Below are 20,382 nucleotides of genomic sequence, written 5' to 3'. Positions count from 1 at the left end.
CAGGTGGTCGGGAGAGATGTTGAGGATGACCGCGGCGTCCGGCTTCAGCGTCGAGGTCAGGTCGAGCTGGTAGGAGCTCATCTCCAGCACATAGACCGAGCCGCCGTGCATGTCGTCGAGGCCCAGGACGCCGTAGCCGATGTTGCCGCCCACCCGGGTGTCGCGGCCGGCGACGCTGCAGATGTGGCCGACGAGGGTGGTGGTGGTGGACTTGCCGTTGGTGCCGGTGATCGCCACCACCTTGGGCCGCTTGTGGTCGGGGGCGGCGTTGACCGTGCGGGCGAAGAGCTCGATGTCGCCCAGGATCTCCACGCCGGCGGCGCGGGCGCGCTCCACCGTCCAGTGCGGGTGCGGATGGGTCAGCGGCACGCCCGGCGAGAGCATCAGCGCCGCGAAGTCCTTCCAGTCGGCGGCGCCCAGGTCGGCGACCTGCAGCCCCTCGGCCCTGGCGGCCTCGCGCGCGGCGGGGTTCTCGTCCCACAGCACCGGCCGGGCGCCCCCCGCGGCCAGGGCCCGCGCGGCGGCCAGGCCCGTGCGGGCCAGGCCGAACACGGCCACCTTCCTGCCTTCGAAACCGCGGACGGGGATCATGGCTTGCGGCGACCTCCCCTAGCGAAGCTTCAAGGTGGAAAGCCCGATCAGGGCCAGGATCACGGCGATGATCCAGAAGCGGATCACCACGGTGGATTCCGACCAGCCGAGCTTTTCGAAATGGTGGTGGATCGGGGCCATGCGGAACACGCGCCGCCCGGTGAGCTTGAAGGAGATCACCTGGATCATCACCGACAGGGTCTCGAGCACGAACAGCCCGCCGATGATCGCCAGCACGATCTCGTGCTTGGTGGCCACGGCGATCGCGCCCACGGCGCCGCCCAGCGCCAGCGAGCCGGTGTCGCCCATGAAGATCTTGGCCGGCGGGGCGTTGTACCAGAGGAAGCCCAGGCCGGCGCCGATCATCGCCCCGCAGACCACCGCCACCTCGCCCACCCCGGGCACGAAATGCAGCTGCAGGTAGTTGGCGAACACGAAGTTGCCGACGATGTAGGCGATCAGGCCGAAGGCCGCGGCGGCGATCATCACCGGCACGATGGCCAGGCCGTCCAGGCCGTCGGTGAAGTTCACCGCATTGGCGGCGCCGCAGATGATGAAGGCGCCGAAGGCCAGGTAGAACCAGCCGAGGTCCAGCAGCAGCTGCTTGAAGATCGGGAAGGCCACCGAGGTCGGCAGGTCCGGCGCTTCCGGCGGCCGGCCGCCGTAGATCACGATCAGCCACACCGCCACCACGGCGATCAGGATCTCCAGGACCATCCGCAGCTTGCCGGAGACGCCCTCGGTGGTCTGTTTGGTGACCTTGGCGTAGTCGTCGAGGAAGCCCAGCAGGCCGTAGCTGGCGGTGACCAGCAGCACCGCCCAGACGTAGACGTTGCGCAGGTCGGCCCACAGCAGGGTGCCGACCAGAAGGCCCGCCAGGATCATCACCCCGCCCATGGTGGGGGTGCCGGCCTTCTCCACCACGTGGCGCTGGATGCCGTCGCTGCGGATCGGCTGGCCCTTGCCCTGCTTGAGCTGCATGAAGCGGATGAAGCGCGAGCCCAGCGCCCCCACCACGATCAGGGCGGTGAAGATCGCCATGCCGGTGCGGAAGGTCTGATACCGCAACAGGTTGAGGATCGGGACGTGCCCGCCGGCGGAAAGCTGCTCGTAGAGCCAGTAGAACATCAGGCGGCCCCCTCGGAAGCAGACTCCAGGGCGGCGAGGGCCTGAGCGACGACGCCGGCCTTCGAGCCGTTGGACCCCTTGACCATCACCACGTCGCCGGGCTCTGCGGCCCGGACGACCTGCGGCGCGAGATCGGCCGCCGTCTGCGCGTAGCCCCCCCGACGAGTCGGGGGAAGGGCGTCCCACAGCGCGGCCATCAGCGGGCCGGCGCAGTAGACCTGGTCGATGCGGGCCTTTTCCAGGGGCTCCGCCAGGGCGGCGTGGAAGCGGGCGGCGTCCTCGCCCAGCTCCAGCATGTCGGTGAGCGCGACAATGCGTCGCCCGGCGACCCGGCGCGCGCCGAGGGAGGCGATGGCGGCGGCCATGGAGATCGGGTTGGCGTTGTAGCTTTCGTCCACCAGGGTGAAGGCCCCGCCGGGCAGGCGGACCTGCCGCTCGGCGCCGCGGCCCTCCAGGGGCTCGAAGTCGGCGAGCGCGGCCAGGCCGTCGTCCAGCGAGACGTCCAGCGCCTGCAGCATCAGCAGCACGGCCAGGCTGTTGGGGCCCCAATGGACGCCGGTTTGCAGGATGGGAAAGTCGTGGGCGCGGCCATGCAGCCGGGCCGAGACGATCGCCCCGGCGCCTTCCACGCGGAAGCCGGTCAGCTGGGCGTCGCAGCCCGCCCCGCTCCCGAAGGCCAGCACCCGGGCGCCGGCGGCCTCGGCCTCCCCCTTGAGGAACCCGAACCAGCGGTTGTCGGCGTTGAGCACCGCGGTCCCGCCGGGATCGAGGCCCTGGAAGACCTCCGCCTTGGCGCGGGCCACGCCGGCCTCGCCGTCGGGGAAGTTCTCGGTGTGCACCGGCCCCACGGTGGTGACGGCCGCCGCATGGGGCCGGACCATCCGCGCAAGCGGGGCGATCTCGTCGGCATGGTTCATGCCGATCTCGAAGATCGCGCGCTCGGTGTCGCGCGGCATGCGGGCGAGCGTCAGCGGCACGCCGATGTGGTTGTTGTAGGACTTCACCGAGGAATGCGCCCGGCCGGCGCGCAGCAGGCCGGCGCGGATCGCCTGGGTGACGCTGGTCTTGCCGACCGAGCCGGTGACGGCGCCGCGACGCGCCCGCGGGGCCCTGTCGCGGGCCGCCGCGCCCAAGGCCTCCAGCGCGGGCAACACTTCACCCGCGGCCATCACGGCGGGCGCGTCGACAGGCTTGGCCGCCAGCACGCCCGCGGCGCCCCTGGCCATCGCCTGGTCCACGAACTGATGGCCGTCGCGCACCCCGGCCAGGGCCACGAACAGGTCGCCGGGCTCCAGGGTGCGGGTGTCGATGGAGACGCCGGTGGCCGTGAAGGCCGCGCCCGCCGGCTTGCCGCCCACGGCCGCGGCGATCTCGTCGGAGGTCCAGAGCGGCTCAGTCATGGGCGAGCCCCAGGGCCTGGGCGGTCTCGGCCACATCGTCGAAGGGATGCACCACGCCGGCGACTGTCTGCCCCTGCTCGTGGCCCTTGCCGGCCACCACCAGGACGTCGCCCGCGGCGAGCATGGCGACCGCCGCGCGGATCGCCGCGCGGCGGTCGCCGATCTCGGTCAGGTTGGCGACGCCGGCGCGCACCTGCGCGCGGATCGCCGCCGGATCCTCGCTGCGGGGGTTGTCGTCGGTGACGATGGCCGCGTCGGCCAGTTCGCCGGCGATGCGCCCCATGATCGGCCGCTTGCCACGGTCGCGGTCGCCGCCGGCGCCGAACACCACGATCAGCCGGCCCTGCACGTGGGGACGCAGCGCCTTGAGCACGGTCTCCAGCCCGTCCGGGGTGTGGGCGTAGTCGACGTAGGCCTCGCCGCCCCTGGGTCCGGCGCCGATGCGCTGCAGGCGGCCAGGCGCGCCTTCCAGGATCTCCAGGCCGGCCAGGATGTCGTCGAGCTTCAGGCCGGCGGCCAGGCAGAGGCCCGCGGCGACCAGGGCGTTGGAGGCCTGATAGCCGCCGACGAGGGGGAGCTCGACATCGCGGCTCATTCCATCCGCGACGACAGTCAGACGCTGGCCGCCCGGGATCGGCGTGCGGGCGGCGAGCCGCAGCCCCTGCCCCGCCTCGCCCACGGAGAAGACGGTCTGGCCGGCGGCGACCGCGGCCCCGGCGAAGGCGGGATAGGCGTCGGAGTCGGCGTTGAGCACGGCTGTGGCGCCGCGCGGCAGCAGGGTCTCGAACAGGCGCAGCTTGGCGGCCTGATAGGCGGCCATGTCGCCGTGGTAGTCGAGGTGGTCCTGGGTCAGGTTGAGGAAGCCGGCGGCGGCCAGCTTCACCCCGTCCAGCCGGCGCTGGTCGATCCCGTGCGAGGAGGCTTCCAGGGCCAGGTGCGTGACCCCCTGCCCCGCGATCCGGGCCAGCAACTCGGCCACGTCGGCGGCGTCGGGGGTGGTGAGGCCGGGGGGCGTGATCTGGACGTCGGCGGGCCCGCCGGCGGGGTGGGAGATGCGCACGCCGAGCGTGCCCATGCTGGCGCCGGTCAGGCCGGCGCGGGCGAAGATCTGCCGGCAGAAGGCCGCGACCGAGGTCTTGCCGTTGGTGCCGGTCACCGCCACGCAGGTCGCCGGCTGGCGGCCGTGGAAGGCGGCGGCGGCGAGCGCATAGGCGCGGCGCGGGTCGGCGCTGACGATCACCGGCACGGCGAGGTCGGCGATCGGCCGGCCGCCCAGCACGGCGGCGGCGCCGGCGCTGACCGCCTTGGGGGCGAACTCGGCGCCGTCGACGACGGAGCCCGGCAGGGCCGCGAACAGGTAGCCCGGCGCCACCTTGCGGCTGTCGGCGGTGACGCCGGCGATCTCGGGATCGTCCGCGAGGTCGCGCTGCACCAGGGCTGACAGCCGTTGGCCCATCAGTGGTCGTCCCCGCTCATCAGGGCCGGCGCCAGGTCTTTCGGATCGGCGGTCGGCAGGTCGGCGCGGCGGGCGACGCCCAGGAAGGGGGCGATGCGGTCGATCACCCGGCCGGCGGCCGGCGCGGCGACCCACCCGCCGGTGGCGAAGCCGAAACTCTGGGCGTTGCCTTTCGGCTCGTCCATCAGCACCAGCACGAAATAGCGGTCGGCCTCCGCAGGGCCGTCGGTGGGGAACACCGCGGCGAAGGAGGAGACCAGGGTCGTCTGGGCGTAGCGGCCGCCCACCACCTTCTGGGCCGAGCCGGTCTTGCCGCCGACCCGCAGGCCGGGCGCGTCGGCCTTGCCGCCGGTGCCGTGCACCACGTTCAGCCGCATGAGCTGCAGCATGGATTGCGAGGTGGTCTCGGAAATCACCCGGGTCCCGTCGGGACGGGCGCCGGGCTTCATCGGCTTCAGCGACAGCGGCAGGTAGACGCCGCCGTTCAGCACCGCGCCCATGCCGGCGGCCACCGCCAGCGGGGTGACGGAGATGGCCTGGCCAAAGGAGGCCGAAGCGACGGCGTTGTCGTTCCACTGGCGGGGCAGGATCGGCCGGGCGCTCTCCTGCATCTCGATGGGCGCGGGCCCGAACAGGCCGAAGCGCTTGAAATAGCGGGTCAGGTTCGGCCCGCCCGCCTGCAGCGCCAGCTTGGTGGTGCCGATATTGGAGGAGTGGATGAACACGTCCGACACCGACATGCTGCCCCTGGCGCCGTGGTAGTCGTGGATCACCTGGCCGCCGATCCGCACCGGCGTGGTCACGTCGAAGGTCGAGGCCAGGTTCACCGAGCCGGAGTCCAGACCCATGGCGACGGTGAACACCTTGAAGATCGACCCCATCTCGTAGACCTGGGTGCCCACACGGTTGAGCAGGGCCTCCGGCGCCGCCTTGCCCGGCTGGTTGGGATCGAAGTTGGGATAGCTGACCATCCCGAGGATTTCGCCGGTGTGGACGTTGGTGACGATGCCCACCGCGCCCTTGGCCTGGAAGGCCTGGGCGGCCCTGATCACCTCGTCCTCCAGCGCGCCCTGCACCCGAAGGTCGATGGAGAGCGCCTGGGCCTCGTGGCCGGCCGCCCCGGCGCGCAGGGCGTCGTCGAAGGCGTATTCCGCCCCCGCCAGGCCCGCGCCGCCGCTGTCGGAGAAGCCGATGAGGTGCGAGGCGGTGGTCCCCAGCGGATAGACCCGGTGCTCCTCCGGCTCGAAGGTCAGGCCGGGCAGTCCGAGGTCGTGGATCCTGTCGCGGACGGTGGGGGTGAGCCCGCCGATCAGGAAGGTGCGGCGGCCGGCGCGCAGGGCCTTCTCCAGGCGCTTGAGCTCGAGGCCCGGCAGGGCGGCGTGCAGGGCGCGGCGGGTCTCGCCGGTGTCCCAGATCTCCCGCGGGTCGACGTAGAGGCCGTAGTGCAGCAGGTCGGCGGCCAGCATGGCGCCGTTGCGGTCCACGAGGTCGGCGCGGGCGCCGCCCGAGGCGGCGGCGTAGGCGTCGGCGGCGCCAAGGTGCGAGAACAGCGCCGCGCGCGTGGCGCCGACGCCCAGGCTGACGAAGCCCGCCGCGAACAGCGCCAGCACGAAGAAGATGCGGATGCGGGTGTCGTCCTCGGGCCGCGCCTTGGCCCGGGCGCGCTCGAAGGCGTGTTCCAGGCCCCAGACGCGCGCCGCCAGCCAGCGCAGGCCGGGGGAGGCGCCGAAGGCGTGGTGGCTCAGGCTCAACGCATGCGCTCCTTGAGGGCGAACTTGCCGAGATCTTCCATGGTGGTCTCGTTCTTCGCCGAGACGGGCGCAAGGCCCAGGTACTCGCTGGACAGCCGCTCGATGCGCGACGGCTGCTCCAGGAAGGCCACCTCGGCGTGCAGCAGGCGGATGCGCTCGCGTTCGCCGTCGATCTGGCGCTCGACCCTGGCGATGTCGGCCCGTTCGCGGCCGGCCACGGTCTTGGCCAGGTAGACTCCCAGCACGATGGCCGCCAGCAGCGCCATGGCCACGATGTCGATCAAGCGGAAGCCGCGAACCCGGCGGTTGATCAAGCTCATGCCGCATTCCTCCAGACCGGCGCCGCGGTGCGCACGGCCGCTCGCAGCTTGGCGGAGCGGGCGCGGGGATTGGCCTTCACCTCCGCCTCCGACGGCGCGCGCGCGCCGTTGAACAGCAACTCGAAGCTGGGCGCCGGTCCGGCTGCGACCTGCGGGCGGTGACGCGACCCCGCCGGCGACTTGCCCGCGCGCAGGGTCAGGAACGCCTTGACGATGCGGTCCTCCAGCGAGTGGAAGGTGACCACCGCCAGACGTCCGCCGGCCTTCAGGGAGCCCTCCGCGGCGGCGAGGCCGCGCTCCAGCTCGGACAGCTCGTCGTTGACGGCGATGCGCAGGGCCTGGAAGGCGCGGGTGGCGGGATGGACCTTGGCGCCCCGGCGGCCGCCCAGGACGTGCTCGATGAACTCGGCCAGCTCCAGGGTGCGGGTGAAGGGCTGCTCGGCCCGGCGCCGGGCGATGGCGCCGGCGATGCGGCGCGACTTCCGCTCCTCGCCATAGACGAAGAGGATCCGGGCCAGCTCGGCCGGTTCTTCGCCGTTCACCAGGTCGGCGGCGGTGCGGCCGGCCGCGCCCATGCGCATGTCCAGCGGCCCGTCGCGCATGAAGGAGAAGCCGCGCGCGGCCTCGTCGAGCTGCATGGAGGAGACGCCGAGGTCCAGCGCCACCCCGTCCACGGCGGCCGGGCCCGCGACGTCGTGCATCCCGGCGAACGGCGCCTCGACCAGCCGGAAACGGGACGGATCGAGGCCTTCGGCGAAATGGCGCGCGGCGGGATCGCGGTCGAAGGCGATGACCGTCGCGCCGGCCGCCAGGAAGGCGCGGGCGTAACCGCCGGCGCCGAAGGTGCCGTCGACGATGGTCTTGCCCGGCGCCGGCTCCAGCGCCTGCACCACCTCGCTCAGCAGGACGGAAACGTGGGGCCCGTTCATGCGACCGCCCCGGTGCGGGCGGCGCGCTGCTGGGCGCGCATCTGGGCCAGGCCCTCGCGGGCCAGCTCGCGCTGGGCCGCGCGGTGGGCCTGGAAGGCCTCGCGGTCCCAGATCTGGAAGCGCTCGCCCAGGCCCACCACCACGACCCAGTCGGTGAGGCCGAACATGTCGCAGAGATTTTCCGGCAGGGTGATGCGGCCGGCGGTGTCGAAGGACAGCCGCGCCATGCCGCCCAGGACCGAAGTCTCCAGGGCCGAGCGCAGCGGGTCGCCGAAATCCAGCTCGTCCACGACGCCAAGGTAACGGTCGAACAGGGCCTTTCCCCCGCCCTCGACGCAGTCGGCCTCGATGGAGGGGAAGCAGAAGACGCCGTCGAAGGGGCCCGACGCCAGGGCGCGGAACTCCTGCGGCACGACGATGCGCCGCTTGGCGTCAAGCTGCTTCTCAAAGGTCGAGAGAAACAATCCCGTCCAGCCCCTCTTCGCAGCCCGCTTCCGGACCGCCCCAGCCTTCGCCCCGCTCTACCGGCGCGCCCCCAAGCGCGTGGTGTCGAAGTGGTTAGCGAATGGTGTTTGGGTTAACACGGGATTGAATGCCACACAATGACTCTAGTTGACTATTGCGCGGGGAATCAAAGATGTCGCAGGCGTCTATGGTTAACGCCGGTAAACTATTCACAGAACATACATCGAACAGGTTAAATACAACGTCACGTAGGCCGTTCAGCGGGGGAATGAAAAGACCAGACGGCCTGTAAGCCGGGTTCTGTGCCGCCCGCCCGGAAGCCCGGGCGGACGCGGCGGCCATTCCTCTGGACCGTCCGTCGCCGGACGGTTCTCGCGACCTACCCGGACGCCTCGGGCCGACAACGGCCCTGCCGCCAGGCGAGCCCGGCGGCGCAGCGTCCCTATTCGGTCTTGCTCCTGGCGGGGCTTGCCATGCCGCCTCCATTGCTGGAGGCGCGGTGCGCTCTTACCGCACCCTTTCACCCTTGCCGGCGGCGAACCGCCGACGGTTTGCTTTCTGTGGCGCTATCCCTGGGGTCGCCCCCGGCGGGCGTTACCCGCCGCCATGTCGTCGTGGAGCCCGGACTTTCCTCCCTCGCCCGAAGGCGAGAGCGACCGCCCGGCCGTCTGGTCCGCGCAGAACCTGGGGCCGCGGAGGCCGCGCGTCAACGCCTCAAAGCCGCCGCCCCATCGCCAGGTCGTCCTCCAGCCGTCCGTCGGGGAGCCTCACGCGGCCCTCGAAGCGGCCCTCGATGCGGAATCCCAGGCGCTCGTACAGCCGCACCGCGTCGCCGGCGCCGGCGCGGACCATGAGCTCGACGCGCTCAATGCGCGGCTGCAGGCGCGCGGCGGCCTCGAACAGGTCGCGGAACAGGCGCGAGCCCAGCCCCCTGCCCTGCAGCCCCGGCCGCACCGCCACCGTCAGGTCGGAGAGCACATGCTCGAACTGGGCCGGGCCCGGGCGCGCGGCGTGGACCTCGGCGCAGAGCTCGCCGGCCGGCGTCCAGGCGCCCAGGGTGACGCCGCCCTGCAGGGCGCTGGCGATGAAGCCGCGCACGTGATCAAGGTCGATCTCATCGGGCCGGCGCGCCAGGCCGCCGGGGCCGGCCGCGGCGGCGCGGTAGAGGTCGAGGGCCGCCGGCGCGTCGTCCGGGCCCAGCGGGCGCACCGTCACGCCGTCGCTGCGCAGCGAGCCGGGGGCGGGGGCGGCGGCGGGCGGGGCCGCGAACCGGGCGTAGACCAGCTGGTCCCAATAGCGGTCCTTCCAGAAGCCGTGGTCGCGCAGCAGGCCCTCGCGGGCGAAGCCGTGGCGTTCCAGCAGGCGGCGCGAGGGGTCGTTACCGTCGGCCACCAGGGCCTCGATCCGCCGCAGCGCCAAGCCTTCGAAGCCGAAGGTCAGCAGGTGGGGCATGATCTCGTCCATCACCCCCTGGCCCCAGTGGGCGCGGCCGACGTCGTAGGCGATCTCGCCGCGCCGGCCGCGCTCGCGCTGGACGAGGTTGAAGCCGCAGGTGCCGACCAGGGCGCCGCCGTCCCGCGGGCGGATCGACCAGCGGACCCCGGCGTCGTCGGCCCGCCGCTCCTGGGCCCAGCGGACCACGGCCAGGGCCTCGTCCAACTCGGCGAGCGGGGCGGTGTCCATGAAGGCCACCACCGCCGGGTCGCCCAGGTGGCGCAGCAGGTCTGAGGCGTCGGCGTCCTCCAGCGGCCGCAGGGCGAAGCGCTCGGTGCGCCAGGCCAGGGGATCGCGCACCAGGTCGATGGCGCCGCTCATGCCCGGTCGCCGGCCCGCATCAGGCCACCGCCCGCAGGAGGGCGATCAGCCGCGCCCGGGTGTCGCCGTCGGCGACGCCGTCGACCTTGTCCTGCCGCCAGTGGCGCTGGAAGGCGCGGACGACGGCGGCGGTGTGGCGGTCGAACCTGCCGGACGGCGCGCAGTCGTAGCCCAGCCGCGTGAACCCCGCCTGCAGGGCGAAGACGGCGACGCCCTCCTCCCCCTCGCCCAGCGGCAGGCCGGGCGCCGACGGCGGGTCGGCCCACAGGCCGTGACCGGCTTCGGCCAAGGTCCTCCAGGGAAACAGCTCGCCCGGATCCTCCTTGCGGTCGGGGGCGATGTCCGCGTGACCGACGATGCGGGCGTCGTCGATGGTCCAGCGGGTGCGGATGTCGCCGACCAGGGCGATCACCGCGGCCACCTGCGGCGCGGGAAAGGCCCGGTAGCCGAACTCATGGCCGGGATTGACGACCTCGATCCCCACCGAGGCGCCGTTCATGTCGCGCTCGCCGCGCCAGCAGGACACCCCGGCGTGCCAGGCGCGCCGCTCTTCCGGGACCATGCGGAAGACCCGGCCGTCCTCCTCGACGAGGTAGTGGGCCGACACCTTGGCCGCGGGATCGCGCAGGCGGGCGAGCGCCGCCTCGCCGGTCTGCATGCCGGTGTAGTGCAGCACGACGGCGTTGGGCGGCGCCTTGCGCGCATCGAAGTTGGGGGACGGCGCCTCGATGAAATCCATGTCGTCCTGCTGGGCGCGGTTTCGGGGCGGCCTGCGTCACCATCGCCCGGGGCGCGATGGTGACGAGCGGCGCCGTCAGCGTCAACGGCGAGACCGGGCGGCGGCGTCGGGCGAGGCGCCCCCTTAGCCCAGGGAAAGCCGCTCGTAACGGGCCAGGTGATGGTCGGTGGAGCCGAGGGCGCTTTCGATCATGGTGGCGCGCTTGAAGTAATGGACGACGGCCATCTCGTCGGTCATGCCCATGCCGCCGTGCAGCTGGATGGCGTTCTGGCCCACGAAGCGAGCCGCCTTGCCGATCTGCACCTTGGCGGCCGAGACCGCCTTGGCGCGGCCGGCGGCGTCGGGGTCGGCCACCTTGATCGCCGCCATGCAGGTCATGGAGATCGCCTGTTCGAGCTGGATGAACATGTCGACCATCCGGTGCTGCAGCACCTGGAACCGGGCGATCGGCTGGCCGAACTGCCGGCGCTGCCCGGTGTAGTCGAGCGTGCCCTCATGCAGGCGCCGCAGCACCCCGCAGGCCTCGGCGCAGAGCGCGGCTGTCGCCTCGTCCAGCACCTGCTCCACCAGCGGCAGGCCCCTTCCCTCCGCGCCGATCAGGGCCGAGGCCGGCAGGCGGACGCCGTCGAAGCGGACCTCCGACGCACGCTGGCCGTCGACGGTGGGGTAGTCCTGAGTGGAGACGCCGGGCGCGGCCTTGTCCACCAGGAACACCGAGACGCCTTCCGCGTCGCGCTGGCCGCCGCCGGTGCGGGCGGTGACGATCAGGTGGCTGGCCCAGGGCGCGCCGACCACCACAGCCTTGGCGCCGTCCAGCAGATAGCCGCCCCCTTCGGCGCGGGCGGTGGTCTTCAGGTCGGCCCAGTTGTAGCGGCCTTGCGCTTCCGCGCCGGCGTAGGCGATCACCAGGTCGCCGGCGATGATCCTGCCGATCAGTTCCGCGGCGTCGGCCCGGCCGGAGCGCTGCAGGAAGCCGCCGCCGATCACCACCGTGCCGAGGTAGGGTTCGACGACCAGGGCCTTCCCGAACTCCTCCATGATGATCATGGTCTCGACCGGCCCGCCCCCCAGGCCGCCCAGCGCCTCGGGGAAGGAGGCGCCCAGGATGCCCAGCTCCTCGGCGAAGGCCTTCCAGACCGCCGGACGCCAGCCGGCCTCCGAGGCCGCCGCCGCCCGCCGCGCGTCGAAGCCGTAGTGGTCGGCCAGATAGCTGGCGACGGTGTCGCGCAGCATCGACTGTTCTTCGGTAAAGCTGAAATCCATGGAGTCGAGACGGTCCCTTGGGCTTGGCGCCCTCTTGCAGGCGAAAGTTCAGATCCCCAGCACCATCTTGGCGATGATGTTGCGCTGGATCTCGTTGGAGCCGCCGTAGATCGAGGTCTTGCGGCCGTTGAAGTAGACGCCGGCCGCACCCACGGCGTAGTCCGGCCCGACCGGCATGTTGTGGCCCAGGCCGCGCAGGTAGGGCGCGCCGTAGTGGCCCACCGCCTCCAGCGCCAATTCGTTCAGCCGCTGCTGAATCTCGGTGCCCCTGATCTTGAGGATGGAGGATTCCGGCCCCGGCCCCCGACCGCTGCTCTCGCCGGCCAGGGCGCGCAGCTCGGTGAACTCCAGCGCCATCAGGTCGATCTCCAGCTCGGCCACCTTGCGGCGGAAGAACGGGTCCTCCAGCAGGGAGCCGCCCATGTCGGAGTATTCGGTGCGGGCGATCCGGCGCAGCTTCTCCAGCGCCCGCTTGGAGACCGCCACGCCCGCGATGCCGCTGCGCTCATGCGCCAGCAGCGCCTTGGCGCAGGTCCAGCCCTGGTTCTCGTGGAAGATGCGGTTCTCGACCGGGACCTTCACGTTGTCGAGGAAGATGTCGTTGACCTCCTGGCCGCCGTCGAGGGTGGTGATCGGGCGCACGGTGACGCCCGGCGACGTCATGTCGATCAGCAGGAAGCTGATCCCGGCCTGCGGCTTGGCGGCGGGGTCGGTGCGCACCAGGAAGAAGCCCCAGTCGGCGTACTGGCCCAGGGTGGTCCAGGTCTTCTGGCCGTCGACGACGTAGTATTCCTTGCCGTCGTCGTCGGTGATCCGCTCGGCGCGGGTCTTCAGCGAAGCGAGGTCCGAGCCGGCGCCGGGCTCGGAGTAGCCCTGGCACCACCAGACGTCGCCGCTGTAGATGCCGGGCAGGAAACGCTTTTTCTGCTCCTCCGTGCCGAAGGTGTAGAGCACGGGCGCCAGCATGCCGACCCCGAACGGCAGGATCGGCAGGGTGTCGGCGGCGGCCAGCTCCTCGGACCAGATGTAGCGCTGGGCCGGCGTCCAGCCCGTGCCGCCGAGCTCGACGGGCCACGACGGCGCGATCCAGCCCTTCCTGGCCAGCACCTTGTGCCAGGAGAGATATTCCTCCCGGGACAACGTCTCGCCGGCGTCCTGCTTGGCGCGCAGCACGGCCGGGTAGGCCTCCGCGATAAAGGTGCGCGCCTGGTCGCGGAAAGCCATCTCGTCGGGCGAGAAATCGAGGTTCATGACCGGCCTCCCTGGCGCACGCCGGCAGCGGCGCATCGTCGGGACGACCATAGTCCGCCGGCGCGGCGGAAGGAAACCTCCGGACCGCAGCCGTGCGGCCGCTTGCCTCGGCGGCGCGAGGCGGGCACTTGTCCCCCATGCCCCGAATCCTGACCTACAACGTCCATCGCTGCGTCGGCGTCGACGGGCGGCTGGACGTGGGCCGGGTGGCCGCCGTGATCGCCAAGCTCCGGCCCGACATCGTGGCCCTGCAGGAGCTGGACGTGGGCCGGGCGCGCACCGGCGGCGTCGACCAGGCCCACGAGATCGCCAGGCGGCTGGAGATGGCGGTGCATTTCCACGCCGCCCTGCGGGTGGAGGAAGAGCTCTACGGCGACGCGATCCTGACCACCTATCCCGAACGGCTGGTGCACGCCGCCCGCCTGCCCGGCTATTCGCGCATCCAGTCGCTCGAGCCGCGCGGCGCCCTCTGGATCTGCGTCGAGATCGAAGGCCGCCCGGTGCAGGTGATCAACACCCACCTGGGCCTGGTGCCGCGCGAGCAGCAGATCCAGGCGGCCTGGATCGCCGGGCCCCGCTGGCTGGGGCACCCGAGGTGCGCCGGGCCCACCATCCTGCTGGGGGACTTCAACGCCACCGCCAGCTCGGTGGTCTATCGCACCCTCACCGCCAAGCTGGAGCCGGCGCGGCGGCTGGCGCCGCGCAAGTCGCCCACCTCCACCTTCCCGTCGCGGCTGCCGGTGCTGCGCATCGACCACCTGTTCGTCAATTCCGACATCCAGGTGAAGGACGTCTTCGCCCCCTACGAGCCCCTGACCCGCATCGCGTCGGACCACCTGCCGCTGGTGATGGATTTCGAGCTGGTGTGACATCCGCGTCGCTACCGCTGCGGATCCTCCCAGGTCGCGCCGTGGCGCTCCAGGGCGACCCGGCGGGCCTCGGCGAACAGGCGCTCGCGGCGGCGGCCGAGGCGCCAGGCGTCGGCGACCCCGGCCGGGTCGCCGATGTGGTAGCGGGCGATGAAGTCGCCGACGGGGGTCGCCGCGTGCGGCTCGATGGGTTTGAGGCGGCCCTCGCGATTGAGGACGTCGAGGGCCGCAACCAGGCCGCCGAACTCCGCGCGGGCCTTGGCCACCGCGTCGCCGGTCAGTCCCATGAAGTGGCCCACCAGCCGGTCGCGGAAGGCCGCCACCTGAGCCTGCGCCTCGGGAGCGTCCACCTCCACGGCCAGCTCGCACTCGGTATCGAAGCCGCCGGAGCGGTTGTTGAGGTTGGCCGAGCCCACCCGGGCGATCCGGTCGTCGAAGATCGAGACCTTGGAGTGGACGATGATGCACTCGCCGCCCAGGGTGCTGGGCCAGAGCGCGCGGAAGCGGCCGTAGATGTCGGCTGCCTTCAGCCGCCAGATCATGATCGAGCGGGCCCGGTCCATGGTGAGCTGGTCGAACCAGGAGGGCGCCCGGCCGGTGGAGATCAGCACGACCTCCGGGCCTTGGGGCTCGGCCAGCCGATGGGCCAGGGCCTCCGCCACCCAGGGCGAGGTGAAGTACTGGTTCTCCAGATAGATCAGGTTTTTCGCCTCGAAGATGGACGCCAGGGTCAGCCGGCGGATCTCGTCGGTGGCGCGGGGCCGCCGCCAGGCCGGTTCCGTGCGTGCGATGGCCACGTCGACGTCGAGCAGATGAGGCGGCACGTGGTCGGGCCAGGGGTCGCCGCCAGCGTCCGGCGGAGGCTGGAGCATCTCGCCGGTGGCCCGCGCCCAGCGGTCCCGCGCCAGGTCGCCCAGGGCGCGGGCGGCCTCGCCGTCGACCAGCATCATCACCTCATGCCGCGGCGGGTGGAAATCGTGCCGCGGCATGATGCGGCGCCGGTCCGCGTCCAGGTGGGCCGGCGTGTCCCAGCGGTCGACCGAGATGTCGCCGCCGCCGCAGAAGGCCAGGCGGTCGTCGACGACCAGCACCTTCTGGTGATGGCAGGCGCCGAAGGGCACGGCGTCGTCCAGGCGGAACTTGACCGGAGTTCCTTCAAACCAGCGGCGCGCCTTGTGCGGGAAGAACTCCTGGCTGGCGGCGATCGGCAGGGCCGACTTCCAGATCAGCAGGCGGACGTCGAGCTCCGGCCGGGCGGCGGCCAGCTCGACAAGGATGCGGCCGATCTCGTCGGGGTCGTCAGGCCCCTCGTAGCCGTCGGGGAACATCCGCGTGCGCGGATCGAACCCCCAGCCCAGCATCAGGATGGAGCGCCGCGCGCTCATGATCGCGGCGAACACCGCGGCGAAGTAGGCCTGGTTGTCGATCAGGACCGCCGACCGCCCGGCGCGGGCGATGCGCCAGCAGGTGTCCCCCGGTCTCAGGACGGTCATGACCTCGATCGCCCCTCACCTGCGCCGTCCCGCGGGACAGGAAAGCGTGTGGCGAAGGTGGGTTCCGGCGCCGCGTGAAGCAAGCGATTCCGGAGGGGCGACCGAGGCGGGGCGTGGGAGCCTCGGACCACCGACGCTCCAGACAATGAATTCGCGGCAATGATCAGCATTCACAAATTGAGATCTGTAATATTTGCCCGCGGATACAGTACGAAACAGCCAGCTTGTCACTGCGGCGCGCGCGGGGCAGAAGGCCTGATGGCCGCCGCACCGCCCGCCCCGATCCGCACGCCCTGCGTCAAGGTCTGCGTGATGGACGATGAGAGCGGGTTGTGCCTGGGCTGCCATCGGACGCTGGCGGAAATCGCCGGCTGGGGGCGGCTGTCGGACGCCCGGCGGGCCGCCGTGATGGCCCAGCTGCCTGCGCGCCGCCGCCGCATTCGCCCGGAAAAACTGGGGCTTGGCGGATAATCCGGCGGATTCACCGGTTGCAAACTCACCCGGCCTAAGATCGGCGACAGACAGCCAAAAAATGGCTGCGGCCTTTGGTGAGGCGGGGTGTCGAACATGCTCAGATTTACGCTCATCGCGCTGGCGGGGGCCGTGACCACCGTGGGCGCCGCGCAGGCGGTGACCGTGCTGGCCCCGCTGACCAAGCCGGCGGCGATGGTGGCCACGATGGCGCCGGCGCCGGCCGCCGCGGAACAGGCCGCCTCGATCAGCAAGGCGAGCGACGGCCACTACTGGGCCGAAGCCGACGTCAACGGCGCGCGGGTGCGCTTCCTGGTGGACACCGGGGCCACCGCCGTGGCGCTCACCGCCCTCGACGCCCAGCGGCTGGGCTTTGCGCCCAAGGACCTCGACTACACCTACCAGGTGACCACGGCGAACGGGCCGGCGCGCGCCGCGGCGGTGAAGCTGGCCAGCGTTTCGGTGGCCGGCGCGCGGGTGGCGAACGTGGACGCCCTGGTGATCGAGAAGGGGCTCGACACGTCGCTGCTCGGCATGACCTACCTAGGCCGCCTTTCCCGCTTCGAGGCTACGCGCTCGTCGCTCATCCTGCGCCCCTGATACCGCCGCCAGCGCCGCGTCGATCACTTCGAGGCCCGCCCCGGGCTTCACCCCCTCCACGGTGAGGATCCGCCGCCAGGCCCGTGCGCCCCGCTCCCCGTGGAACAGGCCCAGCATGTGCCGGGTCATGGCCGCCAGGTGCGTTCCCTGCGCCAGCTGGCGGGCGACGTAGGGCCGGTAGCGGGCCACCGCCCCCGCCGGCTCCACCGTTCCGCCGCCGCCGAACAGCCGCCGGTCGACGTCGCCCAGCAGGGCCGGCGTGTGATAGGCCGCGCGGCCCAGCATGACGCCGTCCACCAGCGCCAGATGCGCCTCGGCCGCGTCCAGCGACGGGACCCCGCCGTTCAGCACGATGGTCAGCCCGGGCCGCTCCCGCTTCAGCCGGTGGACCAGCGGATAGTTCAGCGGCGGGACGTCACGATTCTCCTTGGGCGACAGGCCCTGCAGCAGCGCCTTGCGGGCGTGGACGATGAAGGTGGTCACGCCGGCGGCCGTGCAGGCGTCCACCAGGGCGAACAGGCTTTCCTCCGGGTCCTGGTCGTCGACGCCGATGCGGCACTTCACCGTGACCGGGACCTTCACCGCCGCCGCCATGGCGGCCATGCCCTCGGCCACCAGCTCCGGCTCGCGCATCAGGCAGGCGCCGAACCGGCCGCTCTGCACGCGGTCGGACGGGCAGCCGACGTTGAGGTTGACCTCCGCATAGCCCTCCGCCTCCCCTAGCCGCGCGGCGGCCGCAAGCTCCGCCGGTTCCGAGCCGCCCAGCTGCAGGGCCACCGGCTGCTCCGCTGGATCGAAGGCCAGCAGCCGGGCTCGGTCGCCATGCAGCACCGCGCCCGTGGTCAGCATCTCGGTATAGAGCAGCGCCCGTCCGGTCAGCGTCCGGTGCAGGACCCGGCAGTGCCGGTCCGTCCAGTCCATCATGGGTGCAATAGAAAATCTGTGCGCTTGAAATTCCGGCACTTTTCTCTTAACTTCAATGAGTTGATGGGTAACCGAACTCCGCGATTTTACGCCAGGACGCGCAGTTTTACTCACATCTACGACGCCTCACTGCACACGGAGCGCACACGAAAATGGCCTCCTACACCAAGCTCCCGTCCGGCTCCTGGCGCGTCCAGGTGCGCCACAAGGGACGCTATGTAAGCGAGAGCTTCCAAAGACGCGAGGATGCCCGCCGCTGGGCCACCGACACGGAACGCCGGATCGACCGCGGCGAACTGCCGACCTCGGTGCGCGCTCGCGGGATCGCCACCTTCGAAGACCTCATCGACCTGCACGTCGCCGACATGAGCGAGGTCGGCAACCCGCGTCAGCTGATCCCAATGGGCCGGATCATCAAATTCGCCGTGGCGACCGCCATGCGCCAGGAGGAGATCTGCCGGGTCACCTGGAGCGACCTGAACGAGCGCGCCAAGATGCTGACGATCCGCGACCGCAAGGACCCGCGCGAGAAGAAAGGCAACGACCAGCGCATCCCGCTGCTCGCGGTCTCCGGCTACGACGCCATGGCGCTGATCGACGAGCAGCGGGCGATCCGGGGCAATGAGGACGACCGCATCTTCCCCTGCAACCACAAGTCCGTCAGCAACGTCTTCACCCGCGCCTGCCAGGCCCTGCGCATCGACGACCTGCACTTCCACGACCTGCGCCACGAAGGCACCAGCCGCCTGTTCGAGGCCGGCTTCCGCATCGAGCAGGTCTCGCTCGTCACCGGCCACAAGGACTGGAAAATGCTGCGCCGCTACACCCACCTGAAGCCGGAGTCGCTGCACGACTTTGCGCCGAGGGCGGCGTGATGGCGACCTTGAAAACTATAGCTCTTAGAGCTATATATCTCGGGACGCCGTGATCACATGAGCGTCTACAAGACCAAGGAGTTTTCGAGGTTCGCCCGCAAGGCGGAATTGGGAAACGCGGAGCTGCTCGAAGCGGCCAAGGCTGTGGCGTCCGGTCAATGGGATGCCGACCTCGGCGGCGGCGTATTCAAGCAGCGGATCGCCCGCGACGGCGGCGGTAAGTCCGGCGGCTTTCGGACGATCATCCTGTTCAAGGTCGGCGGACACAGCTTCTTCGTCTACGGCTTCGCCAAGAACGAAAGGGCTAACATCGCGCCGAAGGAACTGAAGGCGCTGAAGAAGTTGGCCGCGACCTACCTCACCCTCCACGCCGAGGGGTTGAAGAAGGCGAGCGCCGCCGGTGAGATTGCAGAGGTCAGGAACGATGGCGAAGACGGCGAAAATGACTGAGAGCGGCATCCTCGGCACGGTCCATAAGTCCGCCGCCGGCCTGCACCGCGCCGGCCTCATCGACAAGGCGACCATGCGCGAGTTCGACGCCCTGTGCCTGACGCCGGTGACGCCCATGGCGCCGGAGGAGATCAAGGCCCTGCGGGAGCGCGAACAGGTCTCGCAGCCCGTGTTCGCCATCTACCTCAACGTCCGCAAGGACGCGGTCAGCAAATGGGAGCGCGGCGAGAAGCGCCCCGACGGGCCGTCGCTGAAGCTGCTGAACCTGGTGAAGGCGAAGGGATTGCAGGCAATCGCGTGAGCGGACGGTGCCACGTCCCGCGACCAAGGCCCTGGCCTTAGGCGTGCCACGAGCTGACATCGCTATCGGCGCCAAAAGCGGACGTTCAACCCCCACGTTCTGACGAATGTCATTCGCTCGTCAGCACCGTGAGGTGCCAGCACGTCCCGAAGCACGACCGTCGCAAACCGCTGGCGACCGCGCCTGAATTGGTGACGATAGAGGGATGCTACGGGGAAGGCTGATGAAGTCTATAGACTGCAAAGATTTGGAAGCGCTTGGGCCTCGATAGCCGCGCAAGGGATAGCGCGGCCCATGGGATCTTCACTAGCGCCGGCCGCTGCGACCGCAGCCGTGACGGGTGCGGCGGACTGCCTGAGCTGCCATGGGCGCGCCAAACCGCCCGCACCGTTCCCGTTTCCCTTTCCGTCTCCGTGGATTTATCCGCCGGCAAACCGGGATATTCCGAAGACGCCTCCTGCTGATGCTCCGCGCGGGCCACCGAAGCAATGCGACATCCAGAATGCTCGTGATACAGAGATCTGCACCCGCCAACCCAACCCGACTGCCCGTGCGATGTGCCACGAGAGCGCCAGCGAGCGTTATGCGTATTGCATCAAGTCAAAGGGCGAAGTGGGGCATCCGCGCCTGTTCACACACCCCGACGGTCCACAGAGATGACGATCATTGCTGAGCTGCCGCTTGATCTCGTTGGTCACGAAGGGACGGTGGCGGCTCGGCTCTTTGCTCCCCAGAAGCGCGCTGAAGGTCCGGGCTGGACCTGCAGATTTGAGATCGGCGAACCGATTTCCTACGGCCTGAATGTCGCGGGCGAGTCGAGTCTGCAGGCCTTGGCGCTGGCATTGAAGGGACTCTCCTCCGCCCTTTACGGCTCTGAAGCGTACTCAGCGGGCCAGCTCGGCCTCTATGGCGAGTTTGGCGGCTATCTGGGGATTCCGGCGCCGAGCATATTTCTCGACGAGGCGCCCTTTCCGTTCTGACCCAAGTCCGCGGCCCAACCCCTCGGGCGGCCTCGCGCAACCAGCGCCTCACGGCGGCTCTGGCGCGCCGGATCGGGCGATCTCGGGAGAACGAAAACGAAAGGGATGGAGAACCTTCGTGTGCAAAAAACTGCACACGCCCCTCCTAACACATTGCAATTACAAGCAGATCCGTCCAGTCCATCATGGGTGCGACGGACAGCCTATGAGATTGAAATTCTTGCACTTTTATCGTAGTCTCAAAGGGTCAAATCGCGACGTATGCACGCCGTTTTACGCGGCCTTTCGACAATTCAGTGCACACGGAGCGC

The 20,382-nt window shown here is 70.7% G+C and carries 21 protein-coding genes and 1 other RNA gene; 7 read left to right on the top strand and 15 right to left on the bottom strand.

Annotated elements, in window-relative coordinates; genetic code table 11:
* From VGL30_RS03535 to VGL30_RS03475, 13 genes are all read right to left on the bottom strand, one after another.
* A partial coding sequence (locus VGL30_RS03535) for a Mur ligase family protein (RefSeq protein WP_331536843.1) occupies positions 1-591 on the bottom strand: 591 nt, incomplete at its 3' end.
* An 18-nt stretch (positions 592-609) separates the two neighbouring features.
* The gene (mraY, locus tag VGL30_RS03530; RefSeq protein ID WP_331536841.1) at positions 610-1,719 is read right to left on the bottom strand and encodes a phospho-N-acetylmuramoyl-pentapeptide-transferase; all 1,110 of its coding nucleotides are present in this window, start codon (positions 1,717-1,719) and stop codon (positions 610-612) included.
* Positions 1,719-3,119, bottom strand: a complete 1,401-nt coding sequence (locus tag VGL30_RS03525) for a UDP-N-acetylmuramoyl-tripeptide--D-alanyl-D-alanine ligase (protein WP_331536839.1) — start codon at positions 3,117-3,119, stop codon at positions 1,719-1,721. Before VGL30_RS03525 ends, mraY begins: the two co-directional genes overlap by 1 nt.
* Positions 3,112-4,575 (bottom strand): UDP-N-acetylmuramoyl-L-alanyl-D-glutamate--2,6-diaminopimelate ligase, encoded by a 1,464-nt coding sequence (locus tag VGL30_RS03520; RefSeq protein WP_331536837.1) that lies wholly within the window; start codon positions 4,573-4,575, stop codon positions 3,112-3,114. The genes VGL30_RS03525 and VGL30_RS03520 overlap by 8 nt, the downstream gene beginning before the upstream one ends.
* Positions 4,575-6,326 carry a penicillin-binding protein 2 gene (locus tag VGL30_RS03515; protein WP_331536835.1) on the bottom strand — a complete coding sequence of 584 codons (1,752 nt, stop codon included), beginning with the start codon at positions 6,324-6,326 and terminating at the stop codon, positions 4,575-4,577. The genes VGL30_RS03520 and VGL30_RS03515 overlap by 1 nt, the downstream gene beginning before the upstream one ends.
* Positions 6,323-6,646, bottom strand: coding sequence for a cell division protein FtsL (gene ftsL, locus VGL30_RS03510; protein WP_331536833.1), 324 nt, complete (start codon positions 6,644-6,646; stop codon positions 6,323-6,325). The genes VGL30_RS03515 and ftsL overlap by 4 nt, the downstream gene beginning before the upstream one ends.
* Positions 6,643-7,575: a 16S rRNA (cytosine(1402)-N(4))-methyltransferase RsmH gene (gene rsmH, locus VGL30_RS03505; RefSeq protein ID WP_331536831.1), complete on the bottom strand. Its 933-nt coding sequence runs from the start codon at positions 7,573-7,575 to the stop codon at positions 6,643-6,645. Before rsmH ends, ftsL begins: the two co-directional genes overlap by 4 nt.
* Positions 7,572-8,039 (bottom strand): division/cell wall cluster transcriptional repressor MraZ, encoded by a 468-nt coding sequence (locus VGL30_RS03500; RefSeq protein WP_331536829.1) that lies wholly within the window; start codon positions 8,037-8,039, stop codon positions 7,572-7,574. Before VGL30_RS03500 ends, rsmH begins: the two co-directional genes overlap by 4 nt.
* A 274-nt stretch (positions 8,040-8,313) precedes the next feature.
* An RNA gene (gene rnpB / locus VGL30_RS03495) (RNase P RNA component class A) lies at positions 8,314-8,712 on the bottom strand.
* Between the two features lie 42 nt (positions 8,713-8,754).
* A complete protein-coding gene (locus tag VGL30_RS03490; protein ID WP_331536827.1) occupies positions 8,755-9,855 on the bottom strand; it encodes a GNAT family N-acetyltransferase in 1,101 nt (366 codons plus the stop codon).
* A gap of 19 nt (positions 9,856-9,874) precedes the next feature.
* Positions 9,875-10,594 (bottom strand): N-acetylmuramoyl-L-alanine amidase, encoded by a 720-nt coding sequence (locus VGL30_RS03485; RefSeq protein ID WP_331536825.1) that lies wholly within the window; start codon positions 10,592-10,594, stop codon positions 9,875-9,877.
* 123 nt (positions 10,595-10,717) lie between these two features.
* A complete protein-coding gene (locus VGL30_RS03480; RefSeq protein WP_331536823.1) occupies positions 10,718-11,857 on the bottom strand; it encodes an acyl-CoA dehydrogenase family protein in 1,140 nt (379 codons plus the stop codon).
* Positions 11,858-11,905: 48 nt separating this feature from the next.
* A complete protein-coding gene (locus VGL30_RS03475) occupies positions 11,906-13,108 on the bottom strand; it encodes an acyl-CoA dehydrogenase family protein (protein WP_331536821.1) in 1,203 nt (400 codons plus the stop codon).
* Between the two features lie 137 nt (positions 13,109-13,245).
* On the opposite strand from VGL30_RS03475, the gene VGL30_RS03470 reads away from it, so the two are divergent.
* Positions 13,246-13,977, top strand: a complete 732-nt coding sequence (locus VGL30_RS03470) for an endonuclease/exonuclease/phosphatase family protein (protein ID WP_331536819.1) — start codon at positions 13,246-13,248, stop codon at positions 13,975-13,977.
* An 11-nt stretch (positions 13,978-13,988) separates the two neighbouring features.
* Here the strand turns inward: VGL30_RS03470 and VGL30_RS03465 are convergent, their stop codons facing one another.
* Positions 13,989-15,470 (bottom strand): phospholipase D-like domain-containing protein, encoded by a 1,482-nt coding sequence (locus VGL30_RS03465; RefSeq protein WP_331536817.1) that lies wholly within the window; start codon positions 15,468-15,470, stop codon positions 13,989-13,991.
* A 258-nt stretch (positions 15,471-15,728) separates the two neighbouring features.
* Here VGL30_RS03465 and VGL30_RS03460 point away from each other — a divergent pair, with 258 nt between their 5' ends.
* Positions 15,729-15,941 carry a DUF1289 domain-containing protein gene (locus tag VGL30_RS03460; RefSeq protein ID WP_331536815.1) on the top strand — a complete coding sequence of 71 codons (213 nt, stop codon included), beginning with the start codon at positions 15,729-15,731 and terminating at the stop codon, positions 15,939-15,941.
* A gap of 96 nt (positions 15,942-16,037) precedes the next feature.
* Positions 16,038-16,541, top strand: a complete 504-nt coding sequence (locus VGL30_RS03455; protein ID WP_331536813.1) for a TIGR02281 family clan AA aspartic protease — start codon at positions 16,038-16,040, stop codon at positions 16,539-16,541.
* Here VGL30_RS03455 and dusA read toward each other — a convergent pair.
* Positions 16,485-17,504, bottom strand: coding sequence for a tRNA dihydrouridine(20/20a) synthase DusA (dusA, locus tag VGL30_RS03450; protein WP_414694949.1), 1,020 nt, complete (start codon positions 17,502-17,504; stop codon positions 16,485-16,487). The two genes, VGL30_RS03455 and dusA, sit on opposite strands and share 57 nt — an antisense overlap.
* 113 nt (positions 17,505-17,617) lie before the next feature.
* Here dusA and VGL30_RS03445 point away from each other — a divergent pair, with 113 nt between their 5' ends.
* From VGL30_RS03445 to VGL30_RS03430, 4 genes are all read left to right on the top strand, one after another.
* Complete coding sequence (locus VGL30_RS03445) at positions 17,618-18,340, top strand: site-specific integrase (protein WP_331536811.1); 723 nt, start codon at positions 17,618-17,620, stop codon at positions 18,338-18,340.
* Between the two features lie 57 nt (positions 18,341-18,397).
* Positions 18,398-18,790: a type II toxin-antitoxin system RelE/ParE family toxin gene (locus tag VGL30_RS03440; protein WP_331536809.1), complete on the top strand. Its 393-nt coding sequence runs from the start codon at positions 18,398-18,400 to the stop codon at positions 18,788-18,790.
* Complete coding sequence (locus VGL30_RS03435; protein WP_331536807.1) at positions 18,783-19,091, top strand: DNA-binding transcriptional regulator; 309 nt, start codon at positions 18,783-18,785, stop codon at positions 19,089-19,091. Before VGL30_RS03440 ends, VGL30_RS03435 begins: the two co-directional genes overlap by 8 nt.
* Positions 19,092-19,747: 656 nt before the next feature.
* Positions 19,748-20,071: a DUF6968 family protein gene (locus VGL30_RS03430; RefSeq protein WP_331536805.1), complete on the top strand. Its 324-nt coding sequence runs from the start codon at positions 19,748-19,750 to the stop codon at positions 20,069-20,071.
* The last annotated feature ends 311 nt before the right edge of the window (positions 20,072-20,382 follow it).

The sequence above is a fragment of the Phenylobacterium sp. genome, from assembly GCF_036502675.1.
Lineage (GTDB): Bacteria > Pseudomonadota > Alphaproteobacteria > Caulobacterales > Caulobacteraceae > Phenylobacterium.
Note: the sequence above shows the minus strand (reverse complement) of the source record. Positions and strands in the feature narration are given on the sequence as shown.